The 26,519-nt window shown below is 71.1% G+C and carries 21 protein-coding genes; 12 read left to right on the plus strand and 9 right to left on the minus strand.

All coding sequences use genetic code 11. The features are described 5' to 3' along the window. Window positions 1-63: 63 nt before the first annotated feature. Window positions 64-3,636 (minus strand): bifunctional glycosyltransferase/CDP-glycerol:glycerophosphate glycerophosphotransferase, encoded by a 3,573-nt coding sequence (locus tag ABT048_RS05510; RefSeq protein ID WP_350519979.1) that lies wholly within the window; start codon window positions 3,634-3,636, stop codon window positions 64-66. A 135-nt stretch (window positions 3,637-3,771) separates the two neighbouring features. On the opposite strand from ABT048_RS05510, the gene ABT048_RS05515 reads away from it, so the two are divergent. After that, window positions 3,772-4,770, plus strand: coding sequence for a glycosyltransferase family 2 protein (locus ABT048_RS05515; RefSeq protein WP_350519980.1), 999 nt, complete (start codon window positions 3,772-3,774; stop codon window positions 4,768-4,770). Between the two features lie 113 nt (window positions 4,771-4,883). Then, window positions 4,884-5,882, plus strand: coding sequence for a YihY/virulence factor BrkB family protein (locus tag ABT048_RS05520; RefSeq protein ID WP_350519981.1), 999 nt, complete (start codon window positions 4,884-4,886; stop codon window positions 5,880-5,882). 27 nt (window positions 5,883-5,909) lie between these two features. On the opposite strand, the gene ABT048_RS05525 is transcribed toward ABT048_RS05520, so the two are convergent. Continuing rightward, window positions 5,910-7,106 (minus strand): D-alanyl-D-alanine carboxypeptidase family protein, encoded by a 1,197-nt coding sequence (locus ABT048_RS05525; RefSeq protein ID WP_350519982.1) that lies wholly within the window; start codon window positions 7,104-7,106, stop codon window positions 5,910-5,912. A 141-nt stretch (window positions 7,107-7,247) separates the two neighbouring features. Between ABT048_RS05525 and ABT048_RS05530 the strand changes: the two genes are divergently transcribed. Beyond that, on the plus strand, window positions 7,248-7,505 hold the full coding sequence (locus tag ABT048_RS05530; RefSeq protein ID WP_030059128.1) for an SCO4848 family membrane protein: 258 nt from the start codon (window positions 7,248-7,250) through the stop codon (window positions 7,503-7,505). Between the two features lie 95 nt (window positions 7,506-7,600). Beyond that, window positions 7,601-8,896 carry a hypothetical protein gene (locus ABT048_RS05535; protein WP_350519983.1) on the plus strand — a complete coding sequence of 432 codons (1,296 nt, stop codon included), beginning with the start codon at window positions 7,601-7,603 and terminating at the stop codon, window positions 8,894-8,896. A 72-nt stretch (window positions 8,897-8,968) separates the two neighbouring features. On the opposite strand, the gene ABT048_RS05540 is transcribed toward ABT048_RS05535, so the two are convergent. From ABT048_RS05540 to ABT048_RS05570, 7 genes are all read right to left on the minus strand, one after another. Continuing rightward, window positions 8,969-9,742 carry a succinate dehydrogenase iron-sulfur subunit gene (locus tag ABT048_RS05540; RefSeq protein ID WP_350519984.1) on the minus strand — a complete coding sequence of 258 codons (774 nt, stop codon included), beginning with the start codon at window positions 9,740-9,742 and terminating at the stop codon, window positions 8,969-8,971. Beyond that, a complete protein-coding gene (gene sdhA / locus ABT048_RS05545; RefSeq protein WP_350519985.1) occupies window positions 9,742-11,484 on the minus strand; it encodes a succinate dehydrogenase flavoprotein subunit in 1,743 nt (580 codons plus the stop codon). Before sdhA ends, ABT048_RS05540 begins: the two co-directional genes overlap by 1 nt. A 51-nt stretch (window positions 11,485-11,535) precedes the next feature. Further along, window positions 11,536-12,027, minus strand: coding sequence for a succinate dehydrogenase, hydrophobic membrane anchor protein (gene sdhD, locus ABT048_RS05550; protein ID WP_350519986.1), 492 nt, complete (start codon window positions 12,025-12,027; stop codon window positions 11,536-11,538). A gap of 8 nt (window positions 12,028-12,035) precedes the next feature. Beyond that, window positions 12,036-12,416 carry a succinate dehydrogenase, cytochrome b556 subunit gene (gene sdhC / locus ABT048_RS05555; protein ID WP_033332398.1) on the minus strand — a complete coding sequence of 127 codons (381 nt, stop codon included), beginning with the start codon at window positions 12,414-12,416 and terminating at the stop codon, window positions 12,036-12,038. 297 nt (window positions 12,417-12,713) lie between these two features. Beyond that, entirely contained in the window at window positions 12,714-13,199 is a 486-nt protein-coding gene (locus tag ABT048_RS05560; RefSeq protein WP_350519987.1) for a 2-oxo-4-hydroxy-4-carboxy-5-ureidoimidazoline decarboxylase, read from the minus strand. A 297-nt stretch (window positions 13,200-13,496) separates the two neighbouring features. Further along, window positions 13,497-15,143, minus strand: coding sequence for an alpha/beta hydrolase (locus ABT048_RS05565; RefSeq protein ID WP_350519988.1), 1,647 nt, complete (start codon window positions 15,141-15,143; stop codon window positions 13,497-13,499). A 68-nt stretch (window positions 15,144-15,211) separates the two neighbouring features. After that, window positions 15,212-15,967 carry an SDR family oxidoreductase gene (locus ABT048_RS05570; RefSeq protein ID WP_350519989.1) on the minus strand — a complete coding sequence of 252 codons (756 nt, stop codon included), beginning with the start codon at window positions 15,965-15,967 and terminating at the stop codon, window positions 15,212-15,214. A gap of 113 nt (window positions 15,968-16,080) precedes the next feature. On the opposite strand from ABT048_RS05570, the gene ABT048_RS05575 reads away from it, so the two are divergent. The 8 genes from ABT048_RS05575 to ABT048_RS05610 all read left to right on the plus strand — a co-directional run bounded on the left by ABT048_RS05575 (window position 16,081) and on the right by ABT048_RS05610 (window position 26,518). After that, on the plus strand, window positions 16,081-17,670 hold the full coding sequence (locus ABT048_RS05575) for an acyl-CoA mutase large subunit family protein (RefSeq protein ID WP_350519990.1): 1,590 nt from the start codon (window positions 16,081-16,083) through the stop codon (window positions 17,668-17,670). A gap of 212 nt (window positions 17,671-17,882) precedes the next feature. Then, window positions 17,883-19,136 (plus strand): amidohydrolase, encoded by a 1,254-nt coding sequence (locus ABT048_RS05580; protein WP_350519991.1) that lies wholly within the window; start codon window positions 17,883-17,885, stop codon window positions 19,134-19,136. A 255-nt stretch (window positions 19,137-19,391) separates the two neighbouring features. After that, window positions 19,392-20,450, plus strand: a complete 1,059-nt coding sequence (locus tag ABT048_RS05585; protein ID WP_350519992.1) for a BMP family lipoprotein — start codon at window positions 19,392-19,394, stop codon at window positions 20,448-20,450. Window positions 20,451-20,799: 349 nt separating this feature from the next. After that, entirely contained in the window at window positions 20,800-22,323 is a 1,524-nt protein-coding gene (locus ABT048_RS05590; protein WP_402803239.1) for an ABC transporter ATP-binding protein, read from the plus strand. A gap of 4 nt (window positions 22,324-22,327) precedes the next feature. Further along, window positions 22,328-23,482 (plus strand): ABC transporter permease, encoded by a 1,155-nt coding sequence (locus ABT048_RS05595; protein WP_350519993.1) that lies wholly within the window; start codon window positions 22,328-22,330, stop codon window positions 23,480-23,482. After that, window positions 23,479-24,744: an ABC transporter permease gene (locus tag ABT048_RS05600; protein WP_350519994.1), complete on the plus strand. Its 1,266-nt coding sequence runs from the start codon at window positions 23,479-23,481 to the stop codon at window positions 24,742-24,744. The genes ABT048_RS05595 and ABT048_RS05600 overlap by 4 nt, the downstream gene beginning before the upstream one ends. Next, window positions 24,741-25,133, plus strand: a complete 393-nt coding sequence (locus ABT048_RS05605; RefSeq protein WP_350519995.1) for a cytidine deaminase — start codon at window positions 24,741-24,743, stop codon at window positions 25,131-25,133. Before ABT048_RS05600 ends, ABT048_RS05605 begins: the two co-directional genes overlap by 4 nt. A 107-nt stretch (window positions 25,134-25,240) precedes the next feature. Further along, window positions 25,241-26,518 (plus strand): thymidine phosphorylase, encoded by a 1,278-nt coding sequence (locus tag ABT048_RS05610; protein WP_350519996.1) that lies wholly within the window; start codon window positions 25,241-25,243, stop codon window positions 26,516-26,518. Window position 26,519: the final 1 nt, after the last annotated feature.

Raw genomic sequence — 26,519 nt, forward strand, 5'->3', positions numbered from 1 at the left:
TACACTCGGGGCCCCCCCCCCGGCGGGGGGGGGCCCCCCCCCCTCCAGGACCGTTCGCGGTGGCTACTCCGTACGGAGCATCGCGTCGACCACCCGGGCGGCGGCCTGGCCGTCGTCCAGGTCGCAGTACGCCTCACGGAACGCGGCGGCCTTGTCCGCGTACTCGGCGGCGACCTCGTCCATCCGGCCGAGCGCGGCGACCAGCTCCTCGGAGGTGGCCAGCAGCGGGCCGGGCGCCTCGGCCTCGAAGTCCAGGCTGAATCCGCGCAGGTTGTCCCGGTAGTGCTCCAGGTCGTGGGTGAAGAAGAACATCGGCTTGCCGGTCGACGCGAAGTCGAACACGCTCGCCGAGTAGTCGGTCACCAGCACGTCGGCGATCAGCAGCAGCTCCGCCATGTCGGGGTAGCTGCCGACGTCCCAGATGTAGCCGTTGCCGGCGCCCGGGATCTGGCCGCACATCACGTTGTGCCGGCGCACCAGCAGCACCTGGTCGTCGCCGAGCGCGGCCTTGGCCGCCTCCAGGTCGATCCGCAGGTCGATCTGGTAGCCGCCCTGCGGCCGGCGACGGTCCTCGCGCCAGGTCGGCGCGTAGAGCACGACCTTCTTGCCCTCGGGCAGGCCGAGCCGCTCCCGGACCTGCTCGGCGGTCTTCTCCCGGTCGGCCGCGAACAGCAGGTCGTTGCGGGGCGCACCGCTCTCCAGGATCTCGCCCTTGAAGTCGAAGGCACGCCGCAGCACCGGAGCCGACCAGCGGTTGCCCGCCACCAGCAGGTTCCAGTTCGGCACCTCCCGGGCCAGGCCCTTGAGGTAGTTGGAGTCGGTGAACCAGACCTTCTCGAAGTCGAAGCCGACCTGCTTCAGCGGGGTGCCCTGCCAGGTCTGCAGGACCACCTGGCCGGGGCGGCGGACGAAGAAGTCGGGCAGGTGGGTGCTGGTGACGATGTACTTGGCGGTCGCCAGCGCCTCGAACCACTCCGGGCTCCACAGCCGGACGGCCGTCGCGCTCTGCGGCAGCTCGACCTGCATGTCGTCGCTGCCCCACAGGTGCTCCAGCGCCAGGCCGCGGCGGACCAGCTCCTCGTGGACGGCCCGCGGCGAGTCGGCGTACATGCTGCCGTTGCCGGCGTTGTACAGCACCGTGTCGCGCACCGGAAGCCGACGGGCGGCCGGGTAGTCCGCGCTGCGCAGCTGGCGCTGGCGGTAGCCGGACCGCTCCTCGGGCAGCAGCGCCGCGTGCGACTCCAGCGACAGGCCGTCGTGGTAGCGGCGCTCCAGCACGATCCGCTTGCCGCGGGACTCCACCTCCAGCGGCAGCGCGGCGAAGCAGACCGGGGTCACCTGCGCGGAGGCGTCGGACAGCTTCTCGACCGGCGCGCCGACCTGGCGGAAGTAGACGTCCCAGGTGCCCTTGGCGAACGGCACCCGGCCGGCGAAGGAGGCCGTCGGCACGGCGGGCAGCGCGGTGCGGAAGCGGCCCTCCGAGATCTCCACCGGATAGACGTGCTCCTCCTCGCGCCAGTGGTGACGGACCACCAGCTCCCAGCGGTGCGCGCCGGGCAGCGGGAACGAGCCGCTGAGCAGGAAGCCGTCGGCGCCGCGCGCGGACACCTCGTCCACCAGCGGCTGCAGCAGCTGGTCGGAGAACTGCAGGTAGCCGCCCGGGGAGGGCTTGGAGTAGAGCGAGCGGCGCAGGCCGGCCGGGGCCTGCGGGTTCAGCGGCACGTGCAGCTGCTCGGGCGCGTTGCGCTCGTCCCAGGCCACCGGGACGACACTGCCGTCGGCCAGCAGCAGCGCGGTGTCCCAGCGGTCGCGGGCGCGCTCGTCGGCGATCGGGTCCAGCTCGGCCCAGGCCTCGCGGACGGCGGTCAGCTCGGCGGTCGGGAAGGAGGCGGTGAAGGGCTGCAACGAGCCGACCGGCGCGCCCAGCTCCAGCGGGACGTCCACGGTGCGGTCCGACTCGACGTGGGTGAGCCGCAGCAGCGCCCCGGCGAAGCTCGGGCCGGAGCGGGCCGCGCCCGAGACCTCCACCCGGCCGGCGTGCGCGGCCAGGCCGGTCACCCGCGCCTTGACCGTCTCCACCCGCAGGAAGACGAAGTTGTCCCGGACCCACGGCACGATCCGCACGTCCGGCTCGACCCAGTGCGACGGCACGTACTGCGCGGTGTCGCTCCAGCCGGCCGAGATCCGGCCCTTGTACACCCCGCCCTTGCCCGCACCGGCGACCAGGAGGCGCCAGTGGCCGTCCTTCCACTGGCCGCGGTGCTTGAGCTTCTTCGGGTCGAGCGAGACGGTGAAGCCGGACCAGTCGCAGCTGTACAGGTCGTGGTTGCAGCTCGCGGTGGCCTCGGGGCTGTACGTGGTCTTCATCGGGACCGCGAGCACCCGGCGGCCCTTGGTCTCGCGCACCACCAGGGTGCGGACCATGTCGTGCTTGTTGGCCGCGCCCAGCTGCTCCGGGTACGCGTGCCCGGTCAGCTGCAGCTTCCCGCCCACCCAGGCGCTCTCGTACAGCCGGCTGCGCATGACCAGCGAGTTGTCCAGCTTGAGCACGCCGGACGGCACGCTCTTGCGCCCGCCGCGCAGGAACGGGTAGTCGGCGTACGGGCGCAGCAGACCGCGCGCCTGGACGCCGCCGCCGCTCTCGCCCTCGTACTTGATCTGCTCGACCAGCTCGTCCACCCGGCCCGCGAGGGTCAGGTGGAACTTCAGCCGCAGCGGCGCGCGCAGCTTGCGGACCTGCTCGGGGCCGATCGCCCGGAGCAGCCGGCTGACGTGCTGGACGTAGGCGTCCCGGTACTCCTTGTCGCCGTCCACGACGGACCAGAAGAACATCGGGATCTCCTCGACGAGGGTGTTCTCGTCGTAGGACTGCAGGTACTGGGCGAAGCGCGGCTCGGTCTGCTTCTTCAGCCAGCCGCGAACCAGCTCGACCGAGGCGACGCGGTCGATCAGGCCCTTCGGGTTGGTGCGCATCTGCGTGATCGACATCTCGCCGACCTCGCGCTCGCGCCAGTGGTAGATCGGCTCGGAGAGCACGTCCACGCTCTTGGCGAGGTAGTGGTGCGGGACGCTGACCGGCGCGTCCTCGTACAGGATGCCCTCGGGGTAGAGCAGGTCGGCCGCGTCGAAGAACGAGCGGCGGTACACCTTGTTCCACGCGGTGCGGTCGGTGACCAGCGCCGGGACCTCGGTGATGTGGGTCTTGAGCCTGGTCTCCTTGAACGGCTTCACGTGACCGCCGGACTGGTAGTAGCCCACGGCACGGAAACGCAGCACGTTGCCGGTGCAGAAGTCCGAGCCGGTCTCCTCCAGCGTGTTGATCATCAGCTCGTACGCGCTCGGCGGCATCGAGTCGTCGCTGTCCACGAAGCACAGGAACTCGGCGTCCGGGTCGATGTGCCGGATACCGGTGTTGCGGGCCGCGCCGAGGCCCTTGTTCACCTGGCGGACCAGCCGGAAACGCGAGTCCTTGGCCGCGTACGCCTCGGCGAGCGCCGCGCTGTCGTCCTTCGACCCGTCGTCGACCATGACGCACTCGAAGTCCGTGAAGGTCTGGGCGGCGATCGAGTCGAGGCACTCGACGAGATAACGCTCGACGTTGTAGATCGGAACGACGATGGAGAGGCGGGGAGCCATCGGCTACGCAGGCCTTTCTGGGGAAGGAGCGAGGCAGCCCGTTGGGGGCCTGACCGCACTTCGAACGGTGCGTACGTGCGTCCCGATCCTACCTCCGGGGCCGGGGCCTCCCCGGGGGCCACTACGCTGGGCCCCGTGCCCCGCTTCAGCGTCATCGTCCCCGTGTACCAGGTCCAGGACTACCTCGCCGAGTGCCTCGACTCGGTCCTCGGCCAGGACGGGCCCGACTTCGAACTGATCGCGGTGGACGACCGCTCCCCGGACGGCTGCGGAGCGATGCTGGACGAGGCCGCTGCGGCCGACCCCCGGGTCCGGGTGCTGCACCTGCCGGAGAACGTCGGCCTCGGCCGGGCCCGCAACGCCGGCCTGGAGGTCGCCGGCGGGGACTACGTGGTCTTCCTCGACAGCGACGACACCCTCACCCCGGGCCTGCTCAAGGCCGTCGACGAGCGGCTCACCGCCACCGACGACCCGGACGTCCTGGTCTACGACTACGCCCGCACGTACGCCGACGGCCGGATCACCCGGGCCGCCTCCGCGCACGTCTTCGGCGCCGCCTCCCCGGACGTCTTCGACCTCGACGCCCGCCCCGACCTGCTCGACCTGCTCCAGGTCGTCTGGAACAAGGCCTACCGCCGCGACTTCATCACCGCGCAGCAGCTGGTCTTCCCGGCCGGCTACTACGAGGACACCCCCTGGACGTACCCGGCGCTGCTCGCCGCGGGCCGGATCACCCTGCTCGACCTGGTCGGCGTGCACTACCGCCAGCGCCAGGAGGGCGGCAACATCCTGGCGACCGCCAGCCGCAAGCACTTCGACGTCTTCGCCCAGTACGACCTGGTCTTCGCCTTCCTCGACCGCCGCCCCGACCTGGACCACTGGCGCCCGGTCGTCTACGGCCGGATGCTGCACCACCTCAACACCGTGGTCTCCAAGCCCGGGAGGGTCCCGCCCGGCGACCGCCGCGAGTACTTCCGCCGCGCAGCCGCGCACTGCGCCCGGCTGCGTCCGGCCGGCTACCGCCCGCCGGCCGGCGTGGACGGCCTGCGCACCGAACTGCTCGGCAACGGCCGCTACGCCGCCTACCAGGCCGTCCGCGCGGTGGCCAAGGCCCGCCGGCTGGTCAGGCGGTAGAGCCGGGACATCCGGGGCATCCGGGACACCCACGGCATCCGGAACACCCGGAAACCCCGAGCCGGCCCCGTGCCTGACGGCCGTTCGGGGGACGGGCCGGTATAACCGGTCGGGTGGACTTCCTGACCCGCCTTCCGGTCATCGGCCCGCTCGTCTCCAGGGTGCTGCGCACCCGGGCGTACCGGGTGTACGAGTACTTCTCCGCGGCCCGCGGCAACCGGCTGGCCGGCGCCGTCACCTTCTTCGGCTTCCTGGCCCTGTTCCCGCTGCTCACGGTGGGCCTGGCGATCGCCGTCGCGACCCTCAGCGACAGCCGGGTGCACGACCTGCAGGAGCGCATCTCCGACCAGTTGCCGGGCATCTCGGACGCGCTCGACCTGCCGTCCCTGGTGGCCAGCGCGGGCACGGTCGGACTGGTCAGCGGGGCGCTGCTGCTGATCTCCGGGCTCGGCTGGGTGGACACCATGCGCACCTCGATCCGGGACCTGTGGCAGCTGCCCGACGACGAGGGCAACGCGGTGCTGCGCAAGGCCTGGGACGTCGTGGTGCTGGGCGGCCTCGGCCTGGTGTCGCTGTTCTCCCTCGCCGCCTCCGCCGCCGGGACGACCCTGGCCGGGCGGATCGCCGAGGCGATCGGCCTCGGCAGCGGCTACCTGCTGACCGGCGTCGGCGTGCTGATCGCCATAGGGTGCGACACCCTGCTGTTCGCCTACCTGCTGGCGCCGTTCCCCGGGATCACCGGCCAGCGCCGCCGGGACGTCCTGCGGGGCGCGCTGATCGGCGCGGTCGGCTTCGAACTGCTGAAGATCCTGCTCGCCTCCTACCTCGGCTCGGTCGCCGGGCGGAGCCTGTACGGGGCCTTCGCCACCCCGGTCGCGCTGCTGCTGTGGATCAACTTCGTCTGCCGGCTGCTGATGTACTGCGTGGCCTGGACGGCGACGGCCGACCCGGAGGCCGCCCGGGAACGGACCAGGGCGCACGGACGGGCGCTGCTGGAGGCGGCCGACAAGGCGCAGGCGCAGGCCGAGGAGCGGGCCGAGGCCCGGGCCGGGAAGGCCCGGGCGCAGGCGGAGAAGGCCGCCGGGAACGGCGGGGCCCGGCCCCGGGACTGAGGCCGGGCCGGGCCGTCCGACGGGTGGTCAGCCGGCGGAGCGGCGCCGTCGCAGGACCAGAGCGCCGTACCCGGCCCCGGCCCCGGCCACCACGACGGCCGCCCAGCCGACGAGGCCGAGCCCGTCGTCCCCGGCCGGCGCGGGGGCCGCGGCGGGCGCGGCGGCGGTGGGGGAGGGGTGCGGCGGCGGCGCGGGCGTGCCGGCCGTGCCGCCGGCCTGGCCAGTCGGCTCGTCGCCGCCGGGCGGGGCCTCGTCGACCAGCTTGCCGACCGGCTGGACCTTGCCGGCCGCGGCGAAGCCCCAGTCCAGCAGGGCGGCCGTCTCGTCGTACACCTTCTGGTAGCTCGCCGGGTGCATCACCGTCACCAGCAGGGTGCGGCCGTCGCGCTCGGCGGCGCCGACGAAGGTCGAGCCGGCGTTGGTGGTGGTGCCGTTCTTCACCCCGATCAGCCCGGGGTACTTGCCCAGCAGCCGGTCGGTGTTGGCGATCCCGAAGCTGCCGCGCTGGCCGGTGTTCTTGTCCACGGCGCCCGGGAACATCGCGTCCCGGGTGGCGCAGTACATCCGGAAGTCCGTGTTGCGCAGGCCGGCCCGGGCGAACAGCGACAGGTCGTAGGCCGAGGAGACCTGGCCGTCCATGTCGTAGCCGTCCGGGGAGACCACCCTGGTGTCCTTCGCCTGCAGCGCCTCGGCGCGCGCCTGCATCTCGGCGACGGTCTGCGGGATACCGCCGTTCATGTGCGACAGGACGTGCACGGCGTCGTTGCCCGAGCTCAGGAACACCCCGCGCCACAGGTCCTCGACCCGGTACTCCAGGTTCTCCTTGATGCCGACCAGGCTGCTGCCGGCGCCGATCCCCTGGATCTCCTCGTCGGCGACCCGGTGCACCGCGTTGCGGTCGAACTTGGGCAGCACGGTGTCTGCGAAGAGGATCTTCAGGGTGCTAGCCGGGGGCAGCTTGAGGTGCGGGTTGTAGGACGCCAGCACCTCGCCCGACGTCGCGTCGGAGACTATCCAGGACTGGCCGGTGAGACCGCTCGGCAGCGCCGGGGCACCTGCCAGCGGGGCCACCTGGACCCCGGGGTTCCCCAGCCGCTCGCCGCCGACCGCGGCCGACGGGGGCTGCTGCGGGGCCGCGACCGCCGCCGGGGCGGCGAGCAGGACCGGGAGGGCCGCGGTGACCGCGGCGCACAGGCGTGCGAACGTGTGACGGGGAGTGGGCACCAGCAGACCGTACCCATTCCGGGCCCCGGACGTCCGCCACTCCGGTCCCGTCCTCCGCAGGAGGGGCCCACCGTACGCCGATCGGCGGCCCGCGCATACTGGGGACGCACACCCTCTTCACACCCCCGCCGAGGACCTCCCATGAAGCTCAGCCGCCGCACCTCCTGGTTCCTGACCGCCTTCGGGGTCTGGTCGATCATCATCTGGACCACCTTCGTCAAGAACCTGTGGAAGGACTCCGGCGGCCAGGCCTTCACCAACGGCGACCACTCCCAGCCCACCGCCTTCTTCTGGGTCCACCTCCTCCTCGCCGTCACCTCCTTCGCCCTCGGCATCGCCGTCGGCACCATCGGCCTCCGCGGCCTGCGCGCCACCCGCCGCACCCCGGCCACCGACTGAGAATTCCCGTTGCCGCTGTCAGCGCCTGCTGGCAGGATCCCCACCGCTCGTGCACGTATCGAAAAGATCTGCAGACACAGGGGTGGGAAATCTCCATGACACTTCGACACACCCGCAGGCTCGGGTGGTCGGCCGCGGCGACGGTGGTCGCCGGCCTGATCGCCGCTCCCGCTGCGGTGGCCGACACCGCGCCGGACACCACGAGTCCGACCGTCACCGTCTCCTCGCCCGACTTCCCGGCGGGCGGCCCGGCCACCAGGTACGCGGGGCAGAAGGGGACCTTCGTCCTGAGGACCGCCGACCCGGCCCCGCCCGGCGGGACGGCCTCCGGGGTCGCGTGCGTCCGGTACGGCTGGGACTACCTCGGCGTCTCCTCCGGCTGCGACGGACCGGGCGCCGTCCGGCCGGACGGCGACGGCACGGTCACGCTGAACCTCCAGGTCCTGAACTGGGGCACCAACACCCTCACCGTCGAGGTGACGGACCACGCCGGCAACGTCGGCCGGGCGGGCTACACCTTCTACGCCCCCTCGAACCCGAACCCGCCGAGGACTCTCGGCGACGTCGACGGGGACGGCGTCGCGGACATCCTGGTGCCGGACGCCCAGGGCAACCTCCAGTACATCGGCGTGAACGCCACCGGCACCGTGCCCGGTTCGACGGTCCGGGCGGCCGTCGCGCCCGACCGGACGGGCTGGGCGTCGTACCAGGTCGCGCACCGCGGCTGGTCGAACGACCACGCACCGTCGGCGGACGACTTCTTCGTCCACAAGCCCGGCCAGGGCTACCTCTACCTGTACCGGAACGTCGACTACGGCTCCTTCGGCCAGACGTGGACGGGCGCCGACCGTTCCACCGAGTGCGTGGACGACACCGCGACGGTCGTGGCCTGCCCCGCGGACTTCGCCAAGGACTGGTCCAAGGCCGACCAGCTGGTCGCCTTCGGTCCGGTCGACGGGGGCACCGAGCCCTCGCTGGTGACCCTGGAGGGCGGCAACCTCTGGCTGCACTCCGGGGGCGACTTCGCCTACGGCTACCAGCAGGCCCGCAAGCTCACCACCTCCGGTGCCTGGACCGGCTACGACCTGATCGCCCCCGGCCCCGACGCGGCCGGCGACCTCGCCCTGTGGGCGCGTGACCGGGCCACCGGCGAGCTGCACGCGTACCCGGTCCCGAAGAAGGCCGACGGCACCCTCGACTTCTCCGCCCTCGCCGACCCGTCCGGGCACGTGGTCGCCACCGGCTTCACCACCGCCGCCTACCCGACGCTCGGGAGTTCGGGCGACGGTGACGGGGACGGCAGGCCCGACCTGTGGGCCGTCACCGCGGACCGGCACCTGATGACCTTCGGCGGCTGGTCCGCGCCGAAGGACCTCGGCGCCCTGGGTTAGGGCCCGGCGAACGCCGGAGGCCCCCGCCCGATCCGGGGATCGGGCGGGGGCCTCCGGGCTGTCAGGCGGGGATCAGAAGCGGCGGGTGACCAGCGCCCGCTTCACTTCCTGGATCGCCTTGGTGACCTCGATGCCACGCGGGCAGGCCTCGGAGCAGTTGAAGGTGGTGCGGCAGCGCCACACGCCCTCACGGTCGTTGAGGATCTCCAGGCGCTGCTCGGCACCCTCGTCGCGCGAGTCGAAGATGAAGCGGTGCGCGTTGACGATGGCGGCCGGGCCGAAGTACTGGCCGTCGTTCCAGAACACCGGGCAGGACGACGTGCACGCGGCGCACAGGATGCACTTGGTGGTGTCGTCGAAGCGCTCGCGGTCCTCGGCGGACTGCAGGCGCTCGCGGGTCGGCTCGTTCCCCTTGGTGATGAGGAACGGCATGACGTCCTTGTACGCCTGGAAGAACGGGTCCATGTCCACGACCAGGTCCTTGAGGACCGTCAGGCCCTTGATGGCCTCGATCGTGATCGGCTTCTCCGGGTCGACGTCCTTGACCAGGGTCTTGCACGCCAGCCGGTTGCGGCCGTTGATCCGCATGGCGTCGGAGCCGCAGATGCCGTGCGCGCAGGAACGGCGGTAGGTGAGGGTGCCGTCCTGCTCCCACTTGATCTTGTTGAGCGCGTCCAGGACGCGCTCCTTCGGGTCCATCTCCAGCTGGTAGTCGACCCACACCGGGTCCGGGTGCTCCTCCGGGTTGAACCGGCGGATCCGGAAGGTGACGGTGATCAGCTGCGTGCCACCGGCCTCGACCGCGTCCAGAGCGGCCGAGTGCTTCTCCACAGTCGGAGTGCTCATCAGTACTTACGCTCCATCGGCTGGTAGCGGGTCGTCACGACCGGCTTGTAGTCGAGGCGGATGGAGGTGCTGCCGTCGGCGGCGACCTCCTGGTACGCCATGGTGTGCTGCATGAACTTGACGTCGTCACGGGTCGGGAAGTCCTCGCGGTAGTGACCGCCGCGGGACTCCTCGCGGGCCAGCGCGGAGACGGCCAGCACCTCGGCCAGGTCGAGCAGGTTGCCCAGCTCGACGGCCTCCAGGAGGTCCGTGTTGTAACGGAAGCCCTTGTCCTGGATGGAGACGTTCTTGTAGCGCTCCTTCAGCGCGGCGATGTCCTCGACCGCCTGCTTCAGGGTGGCGCCGGTGCGGTACACCATGGCGTTGGCGTCCATGGACTCCTGCAGCTCCTTGCGGATCTGCGCCACGGACTCGGTGCCGGTGCCCTCGCGCAGGCCGTCGACCAGGGCCTGGACCTTCTCGGCCGGGTTCTCGGGCAGCTCGACGAACTCGTGCGCGTTGGCGTAGTCGGCGGCGGCGATGCCCGCGCGACGGCCGAACACGTTGATGTCCAGCAGCGAGTTGGTGCCCAGGCGGTTGGCGCCGTGCACGGACACGCAGGCGACCTCGCCGGCCGCGTACAGGCCCGGGACGATGTCGGTGTTGTTGCGCAGGACCTCACCCTCGACGTTGGTCGGGATGCCGCCCATGGCGTAGTGCGCGGTGGGCTGGATCGGGATCGGGTCCGTGTAGGGCTCGATGCCGAGGTAGGTGCGCGCGAACTCGGTGATGTCCGGGAGCTTGGCGTCCAGCTGCTCCGGCGGCAGGTGGGTGAGGTCCAGGTAGACGTGGTCGCCGTCCGGACCGCAGCCGCGGCCTTCGCGGATCTCGGTGTAGATCGCGCGGGAGCAGACGTCACGGGACGCGAGGTCCTTCATGACGGGGGCGTAGCGCTCCATGAAGCGCTCGCCGTCCTTGTTGCGCAGGATGCCGCCCTCGCCGCGGGCGCCCTCGGTGAGCAGGATGCCCATGCGCCAGATGCCCGTCGGGTGGAACTGGAAGAACTCCATGTCCTCCAGCGGCAGGCCGCGGCGGTAGACCAGGGCCTGGCCGTCACCGGTGAGGGTGTGGGCGTTGGAGGAGACCTTGAAGAACTTGCCGGTGCCGCCGGAGGCGAACACGACGGACTTGGCCTGGAAGACGTGGATCTCGCCGGTGGCCAGCTCGTAGGCGACGACGCCGGCGGTCTTGCCGTCGTTGATCAGCAGGTCGAGGACGTAGAACTCGTTGAAGAACTCGACGCCGTGCTTGACGCAGTTCTGGAACAGCGTCTGGAGGATCATGTGGCCGGTGCGGTCGGCCGCGTAGCACGAGCGGCGGACCGGGGCCTCGCCGTGGTTGCGCGAGTGACCGCCGAAGCGGCGCTGGTCGATGCGGCCCTGCTCGGTGCGGGAGAAGGGCAGGCCCATCTTCTCCAGGTCGAGGACGGCGTCGATGGCCTCCTTGCACATGATCTCGGCGGCGTCCTGGTCGACCAGGTAGTCACCACCCTTGACCGTGTCGAAGGTGTGCCACTCCCAGTTGTCCTCCTCGACGTTGGCCAGGGCGGCGCACATGCCGCCCTGGGCCGCGCCGGTGTGGGACCGGGTCGGGTAGAGCTTGGTGAGGACGGCGGTGCGGGTGCGCTGCGTGGACTCGATGGCCGCGCGCATGCCGGCGCCGCCGGCGCCGACGATGACGGTGTCGTACTGGTGAATCTGCATGGGGGGTTAACTCGCCTCTGGCCTCTGCCGATGGTCGATGGTGCTCGCGGCTCAGATGTTGGGGTCGAAGGTGAAGATCACCAGGGTGCCCAGCAGCACGGTGAAGACCGTGGCGGTACCCATGAGCCCCTTGAGCCAGAGCCGGGTCGAGTCCTTCTCGGCGTAGTCGTTGATGACCTGACGCATGCCGTTGGCGCCGTGCAGCATGGCGAGCCACAGCATGAGGAGGTCCCAGCCCTGCCAGAACGGCGAGGCCCAGCGGCCGGCCACGAAGGCGAAACCGATCTTGGAGACGCCACCGTCGAGGATCAGCATGATGATCAGGTGGCCGATGATCAGGGCGACCAGGACGATGCCGGACAGGCGCATGAAGAGCCAGGCCAGCATCTCGAAGTTGGTGCGGGTGCGGCGCGGGGTCTTCTTGGTCCGCTGGCGCGGCGGCTCGATGACGAACGCGTCGGCCGGGTTGCCGGTGCCGAGGCCCTTGCCGGTGTGCGCCTGCTTGGAGGGGACGACGACGGCGTCGGAGATTTCCGTGCTCATGTCTCAGCTCACTTCCCGAACCAGGAGATCAGCGTGTGCTGCAGGATCCCGTAGAAGGAACCGGCCATCAGCACCACCCAGACACCGACCACGGTCCAGAGCATCTGCTTCTGGTACTTCGGGCCCTTGGACCAGAAGTCCACGGCGACGACGCGCAGGCCGTTGAGGGCGTGGAACAGGATGGCGGCCACCAGGCCGTACTCCATCAGGTTCACGAGGGGAGTCTTGTACGTCTGGATGACGGTGTCGTAGGACTCCGGCGACACTCGCACCAGAGCGGTGTCCAGGACGTGGGCGAACAGGAAGAAGAAGATGAGGACGCCGGTGACTCGATGAGCCACCCAGCTCCACATGCCTTCCCGGCCGCGGTACAGCGTTCCAGCCGGCACGGAAAAACCCTCCGGAAGCGATTGGGGGCTCGGCCGGCTTCGGTGTCGGTCAGCCCGGCCGGGTACGGTCCACCGGCCGCGAGCATCCTATCGACGCCTTCTCGCGTACCGCCTCCGGGGGCCCCAGGTGTGATCAATCAGGCACTTCTGGCCTAGTGGGGCGGGAACCAGGGAGCGGTTCGCCACTCTGGGTCACCGAATGACCGCGCCCCGCGTCGAAGGACGCGGGGCGAGCGGCTCGGGTTCATCCGTACGGGTGATTCACCCGCACGGATGAAAGAGGGGTGGGGGCCGGCTTCAGCGCGCTCCGGCCTCCGAGTGGGTGGCGACCAGGTGCTCCAGCCGGGTGAGGGCGATCCGGCGGAGCTCGTCCGCCGCGATCAGCCGCTCCTCGTCCGGGTCGTTGGCCAGGCGGGTGCGGATGGAGGAGAGCACGGTGTCGAGCATCTCCTCCGGGGCGACGCGCTCCAGGCAGACCACGAAGACGTGGCCGAACCGGGCCTCGTAGGCGGCGTGCGCCGCCCGCAGCGCGGTGTGCGCGGCCTGGCTGCCGGGGGCCCGCATGCCGAGCAGGGGCTGCGGCATCCAGCTCTCGTCCGCCAGGGCCTCGGCGAGGTCGGCCGGGCGGAGGTCGTAGGAGGCCTCGCTGGCGGCGGCCAGCAGGGACTCTATGTCGGGGTACGGCCGGTGCGCGGTGAGCCGCAGGGCCCAGCGGTGGCTGCCGCAGCAGGCCAGCAGGGCCTCCTCGGCGGCGCCAGCGTCGGCTTCGTTGAAGCGGTGCAACCCGAGGAGGGTCGGCTCTGTTCTGACGTCGAGCCGCTGTGACGGGATGTCGCTGGCCAGCGGGTCCTCCTCGTGAGGGCGGGAAGGTGCCGGTGAAGTGGGCTGGTGGGGCAGGTGAAGTATGGGGCTGCGGAGAGGCGCTCGGGCGCCGGTCGGGCAGCGCTTCCAAGGTAGTTGAGCCGTCATCAGTTGGGGAGGGCGCACGCCGAATTCATCCGGACGAGCTATCAAGTTGTGACGTTGACACCTTCGCGTCAGCACCCTCCCCGCGTTCATCTGCTAATCGGCAGGCCGGGCTCAGGTGCAGCGGGTGCCCGCGGCCGGCACGGTGCCCTCCGTCAGGTAGGCCTCCAGGGCCCGGTCGATGCAGGTGTTGCCCTTGCCGAAGGCGCCGTGGCCCTCGCCGACCCGGGTGAGCAGGGTGGCGTCGGCGAAGCCCTTGGCCAGGGACTCGGCCGAGGCGTACGGGGTGGCCGGGTCGCCGGTGGAGCCGACCACCAGGATCGGGGCGCTGCCCTCGGCCCGGACGGTGTGCGGCTTCTCCTGGGTCTTGAACGGCCAGTAGGCGCAGCCGGGCTCGCTGTAGTCGTCCACCGTGACGCCCTTGGACAGCAGCGGTGCCTCGGCGAGCAGCCGGTCCACCGCGGCCTTGGCGTGCTCGGGGGTGGGCGCCGGGCGGACGGCGTCGGCGCAGCTGATCGCGTCGTTGGCCTCCTCGATCGGGCTGTAGTGGCCGTTCTCGTCGCGGCCGTTGTAGTCGTCGGCGAAGGCCAGCAGCAGGTCGCCGCGCTTCATGGTCATCGCCATGCCGAGGCCGACCCGCAGGTACTTCCAGGAGGTCTTCTCGTCGCCGTAGAGCATCTGGATGGTGCCGGTCCAGGCCAGGTCGCGGCCGAGCTTGCGGCCGTCCTTGGCGGTCAGCGGGCTGTCGTGCAGGCCGTCCAGGAAGTCGGCGGCCTTCTTGGCGGCGGTGGCCTTGTCCTTGCCGAGCGAGCACTCGTCGGGGTGGTTCTCGACGCAGTCGGCGGCGAAGCGCTCGAAGGACTTCTCGAAGCCGACCTGCTGGTCCACGCCGTGGTCCAGGGTGTCCTGGGCGGGGTCGACGGCGCCGTCCAGGACCAGTCGGCCGGTGTTCTGCGGGAACTCCTCGGCGTAGAGGGCGCCGAGGTAGGTGCCGTAGGAGATGCCCAGGTAGTTGAGCTTCTTGTCGCCGACGGCGGCGCGCAGCACGTCGAGGTCGCGGGCGGTGTTGCGGGTGCCGACGAAGGGCAGCAGCTTGCCGGACCTGGCCTGGCAGGCGGCGGCGTGGTCGGTGGACTGCTTGACGTGCGCGGCCCTGCGCTCGGCCGGGTCGAGCGGCTCGTCCAGCTGGTTGGCGGCGTCGTGCTGCTTGTCGTCGTAGCAGACGACCGGCGAGCTGGCGCCGGTGCCGCGGGGGTCGAAGCCGATCACGTCGAAGCGGTTGTGCAGGGTGCCGACGAAGTCCTTGGCGCCGTACTCGACCATCTCGACGCCGGAGGCGCCGGGGCCGCCCGGGTTGACCATCAGCGAGCCGATCCGCTGGTCCGGCTTGGCGGCCGGGTACTTGATCAGCGCGAGGTCGATCGCGTCGGCCGCGGGGGTGGCGTAGTCGAGCGGGACGTGCAGCTTGCCGCACTTCATCCCGGAGGTGTCGATCTTGGCCTTCTCGGCCTGGGGGTCGGCCGGGCAGGCCGCCCAGGTGATCTGCTGGCCGTAGAAGGGCTTGAGCGCCGGGTCGGCCTCGCCGGTGGTCCTCGCGGTCGCCGCCGCGCCGCCCCCGACGCCGCCAGCGGGCGCGGAGGTGCCGGCGGCGTGGTCCTGGGCCGGCTCGGCGGTGCGGTCGCAGGCGGTGGCGAGGAGGAGGGTGCCTGCCGCCAGGGCGGTCAGCAGGACTCGTGGGCGGGCGGCCCGGAAGGTTCTCATCGGACGTGTGTACCACTGGGTGGTGACGCGTTCGACCAGGGGCCCCGGGGCCGCCCGCCCGGCCCGGATCAGCTCCGGTGGACCTTGTGGTTGGCGGCCTGCGCCCGGGGGCGGACCACCAGCAGGTCGATGTTCACGTGCGAGGGCCGGGTGACCGTCCAGGCCACGGTGTCGGCGATGTCCTCGGACGTCAGCGGCTCGGCCACGCCCGCGTAGACCGCGGCCGCCTTCTCCTCGTCGCCGCGGAAGCGGGTGACCGCGAAGCCCTCGGACTTCACCATGCCGGGCGCGATCTCGATCACCCGGATCGGCTCCCCGCACAGCTCCAGCCGCAGCGTGGCCGCGATGGTGTGCGCGGCGTGCTTGGCGGCGACGTACCCGCCGCCGCCCTCGTACGCGGCCAGCGCGGCGGTCGAGGAGAGCACCAGCACCGTGCCGTCGCCGGTGGCCCGCAGGGCCGGCAGCAGCGCCTGCGTCACGTGCAGCACGCCGAGCACGTTCACCTCGTACATGGCCCGCCAGTCGGCCGGGTCGCCGTGCTCGACCGTCTCGGCGCCGATCGCGCCGCCCGCGTTGTTCACCAGGACGTCCACCCGGCCGACCTCGGCGGCGAAGGCGTCCACGGCGGCCCGGTCGGTGACGTCCACGGTGACCGCCCGCGCCGAACCGCCCCGGTCGGTGATCTCCTTGGCCAGCGCCTCGATCCGCTCGGTGCGGCGGGCGGTCAGCACCACGTCGAATCCCTCGGCCGCCAGCCGGCGGGCGGTCGCCGCGCCGATTCCGCTGCTGGCACCGGTGACCACGGCCACCTTCTGCTCGGTCATTGCCACTCCCTGGGGCTCATCGGTCGTTCACCCGATCATCTCAACCGCGTCGGCGCCCCGGCGGGCAGGCCATAGATTGCGAGGACAGCGCCCGCCGATCCCTGGAGGGACCCATGGCAGCCGAGCCGCGCCGCGCCGAGTCGGGCTTCGACGTCGAACCGCTGTACGGCCCCGAGGCACTGGCCGGCTGGGACCCCGGAGCCCGGCTGGGCCGCCCGGGGGAGTACCCGTACACCCGGGGCGTCTACCCGACCATGTACACCGGCCGCCCCTGGACGATGCGCCAGTACGCGGGCTTCGGCACCGCCGCCGAGTCCAACGCCCGCTACCGGCAGCTGATCGCGGGCGGCGGCACCGGCCTGTCGGTCGCCTTCGACCTGCCGACCCAGATGGGCTACGACTCGGACGCCCCGCTCGCGGCCGGGGAGGTCGGCAAGGTGGGGGTGGCGGTGGACAGCGTCGAGGACATGGCGGTGCTGTTCGACGGCATCCCGCTCGGCGAGGTGTCCACCTCGATGACCATCAACGCGCCCGCCGCCCTGCTGCTGCTCCTCTACCAGCTGGTCGGGGAGGCCCGGGGCGTCGCGCCGGCGTCGCTCACCGGAACCGTCCAGAACGACGTGCTGAAGGAGTACATCGCCCGCGGCACGTACATCTTCCCGCCGCAGCCCTCGCTGCGGCTGGTGGCCGACCTGTTCCGGTACTGCCGCGCCGAGATCCCGCGCTGGAACACCATCTCCATCTCCGGCTACCACATGGCCGAGGCCGGGGCCGATCCCGCGCAGGAGATCGCCTTCACCCTGGCCAACGGCATCGCCTACGTCCGTACCGCGATCGCCGCCGGGATGGCCGTGGACGACTTCGCCCCCCGGCTCTCGTTCTTCTTCGTGGCCCGCACGACGCTCCTGGAGGAAGTGGCCAAGTTCCGGGCCGCACGCAGGATTTGGGCCGGAATCATGCGCGAGGAGTTCGGTGCGCGGGATCCGCGCTCGCAGATGCTGCGCTTCCACACCCAGACCGCCGGGGTGCAGCTCACGGCCCAGCAGCCCGAGGTCAACCTGGCCAGGGTCACCGTGCAGGCGCTCGCCGCGGTGTTCGGCGGCACCCAGTCGCTGCACACGAACAGCTACGACGAGGCGATCGCGCTGCCCACCGAGAAGGCCGCCAGGCTCGCCCTGCGCACCCAGCAGGTGCTCGCCCACGAGACCGACGTGACCGCCACCGTCGACCCCTTCGCCGGGTCGTACGCCGTCGAGTCGCTCACCGACGGGGTGGAGGCCGCCGCGCTGGCCCTGATGGCCCGGATCGAGGACCGGGGCGGCGCGGTGGCCGCGATCGAGCAGGGCTTCCAGAAGGCCGAGATCGAGCGCACCGCCTACCGCGTCCAGCAGGAGACCGACTCCGGCGAGCGGACCGTGGTCGGCGTCAACCGCTTCAGGGCGGACACGGAGGAGCCGTACCAGCCGCTGCGGGTGGACGCGGCGATCGAGCGGCAGCAGGCCGGGCGGCTGGCCCGGCTGCGGGCCGAGCGCTCCGCCGGCGCCGTCACCCGGGCGCTGGACGGGCTGCGCCGCACCGCCGAGGGGACGGGGAACGTGCTGTACCCGATGAAGGAGGCGCTGGCCGCCCGGGCCACCGTCGGAGAGGTGTGCGACGCGCTGCGCGGGGTGTGGGGGACGTACGCCCCGGTGGAGCGCTTCTGAGCACCGGCTGAACGGACGTCAACGTCCGGGTGCCGTCAAGGAAGTGGCGGCCGTGACCACCGGCCCGGGTGATCGTTGCACAGGGCAAGCAACCCGGGGAAGGCGGCTGAAACGAGATGTCATACCCACCTGTCCGGCCGGTATGCGCCCATCCGGGGACTAATTTTCCGGAAGTCGGGCCAAAACCCCCCAGCAGGCCTACGATTGGCGAGATGAACCGTCCTGAGCCCACTCAGCCGGGCGCCACTCTCGCTGCCGCACGCCCCGCCGCCGACCTGCGCGACCGGGTGGGGGCGCTGGAGCCCGAGCTGATCGCCTTCCGCCGTGATCTGCACCGGCACCCGGAGCTTGGCCGCCAGGAGTTCCGCACCACCGGGCTGCTGCGCGACCGGCTGGTGGCGGCCGGACTCGAACCCCGGGTGCTGCCGGGCGGCACCGGCCTGCTCGTCGACATCGTCCCGGCCGGCACCGCCCCGGGCGCCGAGTTCCTGGCCTTCCGCGCCGACATCGACGCACTCCCGATCGACGACGCCAAGACCGACGTGCCGTACCGCTCGACCGTCCCCGGCCGGGCCCACGCCTGCGGCCACGACGTGCACACCGCGGTGGTGCTCGGCGCCGGACTGGTGCTGGCCGAGGCCGCCCGCACCGGCGAGCTGCGCCGCCCGGTCCGGCTGGTCTTCCAGCCGGCCGAGGAGGTCATGCCGGGCGGGGCGCTGGACGTGATCAAGGCCCGCGGGATGGATGGTGTCGGCCGGATCTTCGCGGTGCACTGCGACCCGAAGGTGGAGGTCGGCCGGATCGCCCTGCGCACCGGCGCGATCACCTCGGCCTGCGACCGCCTGGTGCTGCACCTGGACGGCCCCGGCGGGCACACCGCCCGCCCGCACCTGACCACCGACCTGGTGACCGCGGTGGCCCGGATGGCCGCCGACCTCCCCGGCGCCCTGGCCCGCCGGATGGACCCGCGCTGGGGCGTCAGCCTGGTCTGGGGCCGGATCGCCTCCGGCTCCGCGCCCAACGTCATCCCGCAGCACGCCGAGCTGGAGGGCACCGTCCGCTGCCTGGAGCTGGACGGCTGGCGCGAGGCGCCGGACCTGCTGCACGAGCTGATCGCCAAGCTCAGCGAGACCTACCGGGCCAAGTGGACGCTGGACTACCACCGCGGGGTGCCGCCGGTGGTCAACGAGGCGGTCTCGGTCGCCCTGCTGGACGAGGTGATGAACGCGCGGTTCGGCCGGGACGGCCGCCAGGTGGTGGAGGGCACCGAGCAGAGCCTCGGCGGGGAGGACTTCTCCTGGTACCTGGAGCACGCCCCGGGCGCGCTGGCCCGGCTCGGCGTCCGCGCCCCCGGTGACACCACCGTCCGCGACCTGCACCAGGGCCGCTTCGACGTGGACGAGCGGGCGATCGGCATCGGGGCCGAGCTGTTCGCGGCGCTGGCACTGGGGGCGGACGGCCACTGAGGGCGCAGTCGCGGGGCGGCAGCCGACACGTGGGCGGATTGTCGGGATTCGGGGTTCGGTGGCGGTTCCGTAAACTGGGCCCCACCAACCTCGGACCACCGTCCGTGTCACGGGAAAGGGCCTCGGGATGGGCCTCAGACCACGGTTTGATAACAACCCGAATGCTCTGGCACCCCGTAACACAACCGTGTTCTACGCGCGTTACGGTGGCGTCCGACCACGCCAAACGGTTGCGTGTTAGAAGGAGATACTCCCTTGCGCCGTTCAATGAAGCTCGCCGCGGTTGTGCTCTCGGGTTCCCTGGGCATGGCCTCGCTCGCCGCTTGCGGCGCAAAGAGCAACGACACCACCTCCTCCTCCGGCTCCGGCGACGGTTCGCTGAAGGTCGGTATGGCCTACGACATCGGTGGCCGTGGCGACCAGTCGTTCAACGACTCCGCCGCCCGTGGTCTCGACAAGGCCAAGTCCGACCTCGGTGTCTCCGTCACCGAGGCCGAGGCCAAGCAGGGCGAGGCCGAGGCCGACAAGGAGACCCGCCTCAAGAACCTGGTCGACGCCGGCTACAAGACCATCATCGCGGTCGGCTTCGTCTACCAGCCGGCGGTCAACAAGGTCGCCAAGGACAACCCGAACGTCAAGTTCGCGATCATCGACTCGAACGACAAGGACCAGCCGGCCAACGTCACCTCGCTGCTCTTCGCCGAGCAGGAGGGTTCGTACCTGGCCGGTGTCGCCGCCGCGAACAAGTCGAAGGCCCACCACATCGGCTTCATCGGTGGTGTGCAGTCCGAGCTGATCAAGAAGTTCGAGGCCGGTTACAAGGCGGGCGCCAAGTCCGTGGACCCGAACATCCAGATCGAGACCACGTACCTCACCACCCCGCCGGACTTCTCCGGCTTCTCCTCCCCCGACAAGGGCAAGGAGGCCGCCCAGGGCCAGCTCGACAAGGGCGCGGACGTCATCTACGCCGCCGCCGGTTCCTCGGGCAACGGCTCGATCGAGGCCGTCGCCAACGCCGGCAAGCTGGCCATCGGTGTCGACTCCGACCAGGCCAACCAGCCGGCCCTGGCGAAGTACAAGAACAGCATCCTGACCTCGATGGTCAAGAACGTCGACAACGCGGTGTTCTCGTACATCGACTCGGTCAAGAAGGGCCAGAACCCGACCGGGATCAAGCTCTTCGACCTGAAGGCCGACGGTGTCTCGCTCGCCACGACCGGTGGCAAGATCGACGACATCCAGTCGCAGCTGAAGGCCGCCGCCGACGCCATCAAGAGCGGCGCGACCACCATCCCGACCGCGCCGGCCCAGTAAGGACCGCGCGTCTCGGACGCGACAGCGCCTGCCGCCTGCCCGGCAGCGCGATGATCGACACAGTTCACGGGAGGGGCCCGGCAGGGTGCGCTCAACGCGTACCCCCGGGCCCCGTTCCGTCTCCAGGTTCCCCCCCCCTTGGCCCTCCGAGCGCAACGACGCGCCTCCAGACCACCAGGAGACCGCCATCACCGCATCCGACCCCGTCCCCCTGCGCAAGGACGGCACCCCCAGCGCGGGGACGGCGACAACGGCCGTCGAACTGCGCGGCATCACCAAGCGCTTCCCCGGTGTCGTGGCCAACCACGACATCAACCTCACCGTCCGCACCGGCACCGTGCACGCCCTGATGGGTGAGAACGGCGCCGGCAAGTCGACGCTGATGAAGATCCTCTACGGCATGCAGAAGCCGGACGAGGGCACCATCGCGATCAACGGCGAGCTGTGCGAGTTCAACACGCCCGGCGACGCGATCGAGCGCGGCATCGGCATGGTGCACCAGCACTTCATGCTCGCCGACAACCTCACTGTCCTGGAGAACGTCGTCCTCGGTGGCGAGAAGATCCACGGCATCGGTGCCAAGGCGAAGGCGAAGATCAAGGAGATCTCCGACCAGTACGGCCTGGGCGTGCGCCCGGACGCCCTGGTCGAGGACCTCGGCGTCGCCGACCGTCAGCGCGTCGAGATCCTCAAGGTGCTCTACCGCGGCGCCAAGATCCTGATCCTCGACGAGCCCACGGCCGTCCTCGTCCCGCAGGAGGTCGACGCGCTGTTCGACAACCTGCGGGAGCTCAAGTCCGAGGGCGTCACCGTCATCTTCATCTCGCACAAGCTGCACGAGGTGCTGGCGGTGGCCGACGCGATCAGCGTCATCCGGCGCGGCACCACGGTCGGCGACGCCGACCCCAAGGCCGTCACCGCCCGACAGCTCGCCGAGATGATGGTCGGCGCCGAGCTGCCCTCCCCGGAGAGCCGCGCCTCGACCGTCACCACGGACGAGATGCTCGACGTCACGGACCTGCGGATCGCCAAGACCGACGCCGAGGGCATCGAGCGCGTCGTCCTGGACGACATCTCGCTGCGCATCCACAAGGGCGAGATCCTGGGCATCGCGGGTGTCGAGGGCAACGGCCAGGCCGAACTGGTCGAGGCCATCATGGGCATGCTGCCCCTGGACGGCGGCACCGTCACCCTGGACGGCAAGGACCTCTCCGGCACCCTGACCCGGTCCCGCCGCGAGGCCGGCATCGGCTACATCCCCGAGGACCGCCACAAGCACGGCCTGCTGCTGGAGGCCCCGCTCTGGGAGAACCGCATCCTCGGCCACGTCACCGAGGCGCCCAACTCCACCGGCGTGCTGCTGAACCCGTCCGCCGCGCGGGTGGACACCCAGCGGATCGTCGAGGAGTTCGACGTCCGCACCCCCGGCATCGAGGTCACCGCGGCCTCGCTCTCCGGCGGCAACCAGCAGAAGCTGATCATCGGCCGCGAGATGAGCCACCAGCCCAAGCTGCTGATCGCCGCGCACCCCACCCGCGGTGTCGACGTCGGCGCGCAGGCCCAGATCTGGGAGCACATCCGGAGCGCCCAGCGGGAGGGCCTGGCCGTCCTGCTGATCTCCGCCGACCTGGACGAGCTGATCGGGCTCTCCGACACCATCCGGGTCATCTACCGCGGCCGCCTGGTCGCCGACGCCGACCCGGCCACCGTGACCGCCGAGGACCTGGGCACCGCGATGACCGGTGCCGCCAGCGGCCACATCGAGTCCGAGCCGGAGGCCGTCGCCGAGGCGCACGCCGTCGCCGCCGAGGGCACCGAGGCCGAGGGCACCGACCCGTCCGACACCGCCGACGACCCGCAGGCGGGGGAGTAACCACATGACCAGTCCCAACCCCGCCGCCAAGCGCAGCCTGGCGCAGCGGATCAGCGTCGAGCGGATCGTGCTCGCACTGGCGGCGCCGGTGCTCGCGGTCGTGCTCTCCGTCGCGATCTGCTCCGTCCTGCTGGCGACCTCGGGCAAGAACCCGTTCGACGCGTGGAACGTGATGATCACGTACGCCACCAAGTCGGACGGCCAGGTGGCCATCCTCAACCGCTCCACCACGTACTACCTGGCCGCCGCGGCCGCCGCCTTCGGGTTCCGCATGAACCTGTTCAACATCGGCGTCGAGGGCCAGTACAAGGTCGCGGCGCTGTTCGCGGCCTACATCGGCGCGCAGGTCGACCTGCCGGCCTTCATCCAGATCCCGCTGCTGCTGGTCACCGCCATGCTGGTCGGCGGCCTGTACGCGAGCATCGCCGGTCTGCTGAAGGTCTTCCGCGGCGTCAGCGAGGTCATCTCGACCATCATGCTGAACGCCATCGCGATCGCGATCGTCGGTCTGCTGCTCGTCCCGGGCATCTTCGCGCCGAAAGTCAGCGGCACCAGCAACTCGATCCAGACCGAGCCGATCTCCCGGTCGAGCCACTTCTTCGCGATCCAGACGGACGGCGGCCCGCTCTGGGGCTTCATCTTCATCGCCGTCCTGGTCGGTGTGGTCTTCCAGTTCGTGCTGACCCGCACCCGCTTCGGCTTCGACCTGCGTGCCACCGGCCGTTCGGAGTCCGCGGCGACCGCCTCCGGCGTGAACGTCAAGCGCATGATCGTCATCTCGATGGTGGTCTCCGGTGCGATCGCCGGTCTGATCGGCATGCCCGAGCTGCTGCAGAACTCCTTCTACTACGGGCAGACCTTCCAGCCCGGCCTGGGCTTCCTGGGCATCTCGATCGCCCTGCTGGGCCGCAACAGCCCGATCGGCATGGCCTTCTCGGCCCTGCTGTTCGCCTTCCTGGACGCCACCGGCGCCCAGCTGCCGACCCAGGGCGGCTTCCCGGCCGAGATCGTCTCGGTCATGGAGGGCACCATCGTCATCTGCGTCGTCGTCGCGTACGAGCTGGTGCGCCGCTACGGCCTGACCCGCCAGCAGAAGAAGGTCGGCGAGCAGCTCGCCGCCCAGCTCGCGGCCGCTGAGAAGAAGGAGGTGTCGGCGTGAGCACGGCTACCGCTGCTCGTCCCAAGGCGCCCGGAGCGCCTGCGAAGAAGCACAAGCTGTCCTGGCCGGTCGTCCTGCTCCTGATCGCGGGCGCCCTGGTGCTGTTCTCCGCCGTGGGCATGGCCACCGGCAACCACTCGCTGACCTCCTCCGGTCAGGTCACCGCCGCGCTCAGCGCCGCCGTGCCGATCGGCATGGCCGGTCTCGGCGGTCTCTGGTCCGAGCGGGCCGGTGTGGTCAACATCGGCCTCGAAGGCATGATGGTCGCCGGCACCTTCTGCGGCGCCTGGGCCGGCTACCTGGTCAACCCGTGGGTGGGCCTGCTGGCCGGCATGGCCGGCGGTGCGCTCGGCGGCCTGCTGCACGCGGTCATCACCGTCACCTTCGGCGTCGACCACATCGTCTCCGGCGTCGGCATCAACCTGCTGATCCCCGGCATCTGCGCGTACGTCAACCGGATCTACTACAAGGACTACGTCTCGGTCGGTGCCGGCCAGAACCAGTCCCCGCCGGCGGACCCGCTGCCCTACATCACGGTTCCGGGGCTGTCCTCGGGCCTGAAGGACATCGAGAGCCACCACTGGTTCTTCGTCTCGGACGTCGCGGGCGTGCTCGCCGGCCTGGTCACCAACATCTCGGTGGTCGTGGTCCTGGCGGCCGCGCTGATCGTGGTCAGCTACTTCGTGCTCTGGCGCACGGTGTTCGGCCTGCGGCTGCGCTCCTGCGGTGAGAACCCGACGGCCTCCGAGTCGCTGGGTGTCAACGTCTACAAGTACAAGTACATCGCGGTCATCGCCTCCGGTGCCTTCGCGGGCCTCGGCGGTGCGTACCTCTCGCTGGTCGCCGCGCACTTCTACAAGGACGGCCAGACCCTCGGCCGGGGCTTCATCGGCCTCGCCGCGATGATCTTCGGCAACTGGATGCCGGGCGGCCTCGCCATGGGCGCCGGCCTGTTCGGCTTCACCGACAGCCTCCAGCTGCGCGACCCGGGGTCGGTGCACGTGCTGCTCCTGATCGTGGGCATCGCGATGGTGCTGCTCGCCCTGTGGCAGCTCTACCGGCGCAAGTACACCGCGATGGTGATCTCGCTCGTCATCGCCGGCGGCATGATCGCCTGGTACTCGCTGACCGACGAGGTGCAGCGTCCGCTGATCGTCGCCACGCCGTACGTGATCACCCTGGTGGTGCTCTCGCTGGCCTCGCAGCGCCTGCGTCCGCCGAAGGCCGACGGGCAGATCTACCGCAAGGGCCAGGGCAAGTGACCGCCCCCGTGGTCGACTGGGAGCGGCTGCGCGAGGCGGCGCGCGAGGCGATGGGCCACGCGTACGCCCCGTACAGCAAGTTCCCGGTCGGTGCGGCCGCGCTGGTGGACGACGGGCGGGTGGTCACCGGCTGCAACGTCGAGAACGCCTCGTACGGGCTCGGGCTGTGCGCCGAGTGCGGGCTGGTGTCCGCGCTGCACGCCACCGGCGGCGGGCGGCTGACCGCGTTCACCTGCGTGGACGGTGCCGGTGAGCTGCTGATGCCGTGCGGGCGCTGCCGCCAGCTGCTGTACGAGCACGGCGGGCCCGAGCTGCTGATCGAGCTGCCCTCCGGGGTCAAGCCGATGAGCGAGGTCCTGCCCGACGCGTTCGGGCCGGAGCGGCTCTAGCCTCTCTGTTTGTTACGCGCGTAGAGTGTCGCGAGTGGGCCGGAACCCGGTCATCTCGCGGCACTCTTCGCATTTCATGCCTTTCTGAAACCCCTCTTGGAGCACGCATGGACGCCATCTCCGTCATCAGGACCAAGCGCGACCGCGGAGAGCTGAGCGACGCTCAGATCGACTGGGTCATCGACGCCTACACCCGCGGCGAGGTCGCCGACGAGCAGATGTCCGCCCTGGCCATGGCGATCCTGCTGAACGGCATGCAGCCGCGCGAGATCAGCCGCTGGACCGACGCCATGATCCGCTCCGGCGTCCGGATGGACTTCTCCTCGCTGCCGCTGCCCACCAGCGACAAGCACTCCACCGGCGGCGTCGGCGACAAGATCACCCTCCCGCTCGCCCCGCTGGTCGCCGCCTGCGGCGCCGCCGTCCCGCAGCTCTCCGGCCGCGGCCTCGGCCACACCGGCGGCACCCTGGACAAGCTGGAGTCCATCCCCGGCTGGCGCGCCCTGCTGTCCAACGACGAGATGATGGACGTGCTGCGCGACGCGGGCGCGGTCATCTGCGCGGCCGGCGACGGCCTCGCCCCGGCCGACAAGAAGCTGTACGCGCTGCGCGACGTCACCGGCACCGTCGAGGCGATCCCGCTGATCGCCTCCTCGATCATGTCCAAGAAGATCGCCGAGGGCACCGGCGCGCTCGTCCTGGACGTCAAGGTCGGCTCCGGCGCCTTCATGAAGAACATCGACGACGCCCGCGAACTCGCCCGCACCATGGTGGGCCTGGGCACCACCGCCGGGGTCAACACCGTCGCGCTGCTCACCGACATGTCCACCCCGCTCGGCCTCACCGCCGGAAACGCGCTGGAGGTCCGCGAGTCGGTCGAGGTGCTGGCCGGCGGCGGCCCGGCCGACGTCGTGGAGCTGACCCTCGCGCTCGCCCGCGAGATGCTCGCCGCGGCCGGCGTGCACGGCAAGGACCCGGCGGACGCGCTGCGCGACGGCTCCGCGATGGACCACTGGCGCCGCATGATCGCCGCCCAGGGCGGCGACGTCGACGCCCCGCTCCCGGTCGCCCGCGAGCAGCACGTCATCTCCGCGCCGGCCTCCGGCGTGCTCACCGAGCTCGACGCGTACGCCGTCGGCGTCTGCGCCTGGCGCCTGGGCGCCGGCCGCGCCCGCAAGGAGGACCCGGTGCAGGCCGGCGCCGGCGTCGAGATGCACGCCAAGCCGGGTGACACCGTCGTGGCCGGCCAGCCCCTGCTGACCCTCCACACCGACACCCCGGAGCGCTACGACTACGCCATCGAGGCCCTGGCCGGCGGCATCACCGTCGCCCCCGAGGGCACGGCGTTCACCCCGAACCCGATCGTGCTGGACCGCATCGCCTGAC

Origin of the sequence: Kitasatospora sp. NPDC096140 (genome assembly GCF_040303045.1) — a bacterium.
In the GTDB taxonomy this organism is placed as follows: domain Bacteria; phylum Actinomycetota; class Actinomycetes; order Streptomycetales; family Streptomycetaceae; genus Kitasatospora.

Excerpts from the sequence above, each read along its gene's own strand:
- ABT048_RS05510 (WP_350519979.1), bottom strand. The coding sequence starts at position 3,636 with ATGGCTCCCCGCCTCTCCATCGTCGTTCCGATCTACAACGTCGAGCGT.
- ABT048_RS05530 (WP_030059128.1), top strand. The coding sequence starts at position 7,248 with ATGAAGCTCAGCCGCCGCACCTCCTGGTTCCTGACCGCCTTCGGGGTC.
- ABT048_RS05535 (WP_350519983.1), top strand. The coding sequence starts at position 7,601 with ATGACACTTCGACACACCCGCAGGCTCGGGTGGTCGGCCGCGGCGACG.
- ABT048_RS05540 (WP_350519984.1), bottom strand. The coding sequence starts at position 9,742 with ATGAGCACTCCGACTGTGGAGAAGCACTCGGCCGCTCTGGACGCGGTC.
- sdhA (WP_350519985.1), bottom strand. The coding sequence starts at position 11,484 with ATGCAGATTCACCAGTACGACACCGTCATCGTCGGCGCCGGCGGCGCC.
- sdhD (WP_350519986.1), bottom strand. The coding sequence starts at position 12,027 with ATGAGCACGGAAATCTCCGACGCCGTCGTCGTCCCCTCCAAGCAGGCG.
- ABT048_RS05565 (WP_350519988.1), bottom strand. The coding sequence starts at position 15,143 with ATGAGAACCTTCCGGGCCGCCCGCCCACGAGTCCTGCTGACCGCCCTG.
- ABT048_RS05570 (WP_350519989.1), bottom strand. The coding sequence starts at position 15,967 with ATGACCGAGCAGAAGGTGGCCGTGGTCACCGGTGCCAGCAGCGGAATC.
- ABT048_RS05575 (WP_350519990.1), top strand. The coding sequence starts at position 16,081 with ATGGCAGCCGAGCCGCGCCGCGCCGAGTCGGGCTTCGACGTCGAACCG.
- ABT048_RS05580 (WP_350519991.1), top strand. The coding sequence starts at position 17,883 with ATGAACCGTCCTGAGCCCACTCAGCCGGGCGCCACTCTCGCTGCCGCA.
- ABT048_RS05590 (WP_402803239.1), top strand. The coding sequence starts at position 20,800 with ATGGGTGAGAACGGCGCCGGCAAGTCGACGCTGATGAAGATCCTCTAC.
- ABT048_RS05595 (WP_350519993.1), top strand. The coding sequence starts at position 22,328 with ATGACCAGTCCCAACCCCGCCGCCAAGCGCAGCCTGGCGCAGCGGATC.
- ABT048_RS05610 (WP_350519996.1), top strand. The coding sequence starts at position 25,241 with ATGGACGCCATCTCCGTCATCAGGACCAAGCGCGACCGCGGAGAGCTG.